At 44.2% G+C, this 3,948-nt stretch carries 6 protein-coding genes and 1 pseudogene; all 7 read left to right on the forward strand.

Annotated elements, in window-relative coordinates; all coding sequences use genetic code 11:
* Nucleotides 1–118: 118 nt before the first annotated feature.
* A complete protein-coding gene (mlaF, locus tag BCT81_RS23425) occupies nucleotides 119–913 on the forward strand; it encodes a phospholipid ABC transporter ATP-binding protein MlaF (protein ID WP_008220421.1) in 795 nt (264 codons plus the stop codon).
* Between the two features lies 1 nt (nucleotide 914).
* Nucleotides 915–1,694 carry a lipid asymmetry maintenance ABC transporter permease subunit MlaE gene (gene mlaE, locus BCT81_RS23430; protein WP_008220420.1) on the forward strand — a complete coding sequence of 260 codons (780 nt, stop codon included), beginning with the start codon at nucleotides 915–917 and terminating at the stop codon, nucleotides 1,692–1,694.
* 2 nt (nucleotides 1,695–1,696) lie between these two features.
* Nucleotides 1,697–2,188: an outer membrane lipid asymmetry maintenance protein MlaD gene (mlaD, locus tag BCT81_RS23435; RefSeq protein WP_102426034.1), complete on the forward strand. Its 492-nt coding sequence runs from the start codon at nucleotides 1,697–1,699 to the stop codon at nucleotides 2,186–2,188.
* Nucleotides 2,189–2,237: 49 nt separating this feature from the next.
* On the forward strand, nucleotides 2,238–2,852 hold the full coding sequence (locus BCT81_RS23440; protein WP_133152698.1) for a phospholipid-binding protein MlaC: 615 nt from the start codon (nucleotides 2,238–2,240) through the stop codon (nucleotides 2,850–2,852).
* Nucleotides 2,852–3,160: a lipid asymmetry maintenance protein MlaB gene (locus BCT81_RS23445; RefSeq protein WP_102426036.1), complete on the forward strand. Its 309-nt coding sequence runs from the start codon at nucleotides 2,852–2,854 to the stop codon at nucleotides 3,158–3,160. Before BCT81_RS23440 ends, BCT81_RS23445 begins: the two co-directional genes overlap by 1 nt.
* A 13-nt stretch (nucleotides 3,161–3,173) precedes the next feature.
* Entirely contained in the window at nucleotides 3,174–3,428 is a 255-nt protein-coding gene (ibaG, locus tag BCT81_RS23450) for a BolA family iron metabolism protein IbaG (protein ID WP_004738686.1), read from the forward strand.
* Between the two features lie 8 nt (nucleotides 3,429–3,436).
* A pseudogene (locus BCT81_RS23455) lies at nucleotides 3,437–3,948 on the forward strand (UDP-N-acetylglucosamine 1-carboxyvinyltransferase); the annotation flags it as partial.

Genomic DNA, 3,948 nt, shown 5'->3' on the forward strand with positions numbered 1-3,948 from the left:
TCCCTGCATAGATTCCTGTTTAATATGAATTAATTGAACAGTGCTTTTAATTCTAAAGTAGACTCATTATTATTGCAGCCATAATTGGCGTTTTTTAAAGCAAGGAAACTACAAGAGTATGTCGAATACTGAACTTGTAAAAGTTAAGAACCTTAGCTTCTCACGCGGTGATCGCGTTATTTTTGACGACATCAGTTTAGAGGTCCCTCAAGGCAAGATTACTGCCATCATGGGGCCATCAGGGATCGGTAAAACAACTTTACTGCGTTTGATTGGTGGACAATTGCCTCCAGATAACGGTGAAGTTTGGTTTGATGGCGACAATATCCCAACTCTATCTCGTCGAAAGCTTTATCAAGCACGTAAAAAAATGAGCATGCTCTTTCAATCGGGTGCACTTTTTACGGATCTCAATGTCTTTGATAATGTGGCGTTTCCACTGCGTGAGCACACTGAACTTAACGAAAAATTTATTCGTACCATCGTTTTACTTAAGCTTGAGGCTGTAGGATTACGTGGTGCAGCGCAGTTAATGCCGAGTGAGTTGTCTGGCGGAATGGCTAGGCGTGCCGCATTGGCGCGTGCTATTGCACTGGATCCAGAACTGATCATGTACGATGAGCCCTTTGTCGGCCAAGACCCAATTACAATGGGTGTGTTGGTTGAACTTATTCGCAACCTCAATCAAGCCTTGGGCTTAACGTCTATCGTCGTTTCTCATGATGTTCCTGAGGTGATGAGTATCGCGGATTGGGTTTACCTACTCGCAGATGGCAAAATCATTGCTGCTGGGTCACCGGAAGAGTTGTACAACAATGACGATCCGAGAGTGCAGCAATTTTTGCAAGGCGAAGCTGATGGCCCTGTGCCATTTAGGTTCCCAGCGCAAAGTCTTGAAAAGGATTTGTTTTAATATGATTGCTAAAACTATTGCAGGTGTCGGTAAGCGAACACTTGCGATCTGTGAGTCATTTGGTCGAGCAAGCCTGATGTTATTCGGGGCTTTGTTTGGCATCCCGCGACTAAAAAACTTCCCTTTATTAGTTAAACAACTTTATAGCGTTGGCGTTCAGTCATTGGCTATTATTTTAGTTTCGGGCTTGTTCATTGGCATGGTATTAAGCCTGCAAGGTTATGTCGTGTTAATTGACTACGGCGCTGAGGGCAACCTTGGCCAAATGGTCGCGCTTTCATTACTACGAGAGCTTGGCCCTGTGGTCACGGCGCTGCTGTTTGCAGGTCGCGCGGGTTCAGCACTGACCGCTGAAATCGGTTTGATGAAAGCAACGGAGCAGATCTCCAGTTTAGAAATGATGGCCGTTGATCCTCTAAAGCGCATTATTGCACCACGCTTGTGGGCTGGACTTATCTCTATGCCTCTACTGGCGATGATCTTTATGGCGGTCGGTATTTGGGGCGGCCAGTTAGTCGGTGTTGATTGGAAAGGCATTGACCACGGCAGCTTTTGGTCTGCGATGCAGTCTTCTGTTGAGCTAGGTCGAGATATCGGTAACAGCATGATCAAATGCATGGTCTTTGCTATCACCGTAACTTGGATCGCTCTTTTCAATGGTTATGATGCGGTACCGACCTCTGAAGGTATTAGTCAAGCAACCACACGTACAGTAGTACACTCTTCTCTAGCGGTATTAGGGCTAGATTTTGTTCTTACCGCATTGATGTTTGGGAATTAATCATGCAACAAACTCGAAAGTTAGAATTATGGGTCGGCACCTTTGTTATAGCCGGAATTTGCGCAATCTTAATCATGATCTTTCAAGTCGCTGACGTAAAAGGGCTGGGTTCAAACCATACTTACAATCTGAAAGCGACCTTTGACAACATTGGTAGCCTAAAAGTTCGTTCTCCAGTGAAGGTTGGTGGCGTAGTTGTTGGTCGTGTGAAAAGCATTGAGCTTGATACCGAAAGCTATCTGCCTGTGGTTGAAATGTCGATTGATGCGAAGTATTCACAGTTTCCTGATACCTCTAGTGCTCAAATCTTAACGTCAGGTTTAATCGGTGAGCAGTACATCAGTTTAGTTCCAGGCTTCATTTTTGACGATGAAGAGATGTTGGTTGATGGTGATTCGATTGAAGACACTAAATCGGCATTGGTACTCGAAGATTTGATTGGCCAAGTGCTGTATAGCGTTGGCGGCTCTGATGACAATAAAGCTGAGGAATAGGATGATGTTGAAAACGATGAAACACTTGAAAATAGGGTTTTTCGCTGTAATGGCCTTGTTGGTTTCAACTCAAGCTTTTGCGGATGCAACTATTGATAAAACGCAGCCTTACCAAATGATGACGCAAGTCGCTGAGGTGGCATTTGAGCGTTTGAAGAGCGAACAAGACAATGTCCACAAAGATCCAGAATTACTCAAAGTGATCGTGGAAGAAGAGTTGATGCCTTATGTGAATGCTCAATATGCAGCACTTAAGTTGCTGGGGCCAAACTTGAAAGGCGCGGATAGAAAAGATGTGCGTGTATTTATCGATGCATTTCGCAAGTACCTAGTGTCTTCATACGCACAAGTGTTAACTCAATACACGGACCAAACCATCGAGTTTGGCCCTGAACCAAAAATTAAAGCAGACAGCCGTATCACCAATATCAAGGTTGATATCATTGATACGCCAAGACCTAACATCAAATTGGAATTCAAACTTCGTAAAGACAAAAAGTCTGGCGAGTGGAAAGCATTTGATATGGTTGCGGAAGGGATTAGCCTGCTGTCGAGCAAGCAATCAGAGTGGAATACTAAGATTCGTCAAGACGGTATCTTAGCGGTTGCTGACGAGCTAGAGAAACTGGCTGCACAGCCGATTCGCTTTGAGAGTAATAAATAATGAGCCAATCTCAATGGCAAGCGCTAAGCTCTATAGAGTATCAGCTTCTCGGAGATATCGACCGAGACAGCGTTCCTGCAATCTGGCGTATATTGGAAAAGTGGCAAACAACGGAATCGAGCGTTGAAATTGACCTTAGCCATATAAATCGAGTCGATTCAGCAGGAATGGTGATGCTAATTCACTTATTAGAGCATGCAAAAAATCAAAACTGTCATATAATGCTCAGTTTCGTGCCAGAACAATTACGAACGTTGTTCCAATTGAGCAATATCCAGCCAATGATGGCAGAACACATAAAAAATTAGGCAGGAGCTATTTGTGGACAGCACAAAAGTACAAGAATTATTAGCAGAGGCACTGAACCTTCAAGAGATTATCGTGAAAGGTGAAGGCAGTCATTACGAAGTTGTTGCGGTTGATCCATGTTTTGACGGCATGAATCGAGTTAAGAAGCAGCAACTAATCTACGGCCCACTAATGGAATACATTCAACGCAATGACATCCATGCTCTTTCTATCAAGGCATTCACGCCGGAAGAGTGGGAACGTGATAAGAAACTGATGTCACTTTAAGGTTTATGATGGAAAAGTTTCGAGTTATTGGATCAGACAAGCCGCTAAGCGGTGAAGTGACGATCTCTGGCGCAAAAAACGCAGCGCTACCAATCCTATTTGCTTCAATTCTTGCTGAAGAGCCAGTAGAAGTAAGTAACGTTCCTCACCTACGTGACATCGATACTACGATGGAACTGCTAAAGCGTTTAGGCGCGAAAGTATCACGTAATGGTAGCGTTCACGTTGATGGCAGCGAAATTAATGAATTTTGTGCGCCTTACGATTTAGTAAAAACAATGCGTGCTTCTATCTGGGCTTTGGGGCCTTTAGTTGCTCGTTTTGGTGAAGGCCAAGTGTCACTTCCTGGCGGTTGTGCAATTGGTGCTCGCCCTGTTGATCTGCATATCCATGGCCTAGAGCAACTAGGTGCAACCATTACATTGGAAGATGGTTATGTGAAAGCAAGTGTTGATGGCCGTCTGAAAGGCGCGCACATCGTGATGGATAAAGTAAGCGTAGGCGCTACGATCACTATCAT

Origin of the sequence: Vibrio sp. 10N.261.52.A1 (genome assembly GCF_002876325.1) — a bacterium.
In the GTDB taxonomy this organism is placed as follows: Bacteria; Pseudomonadota; Gammaproteobacteria; order Enterobacterales; family Vibrionaceae; genus Vibrio; species Vibrio chagasii.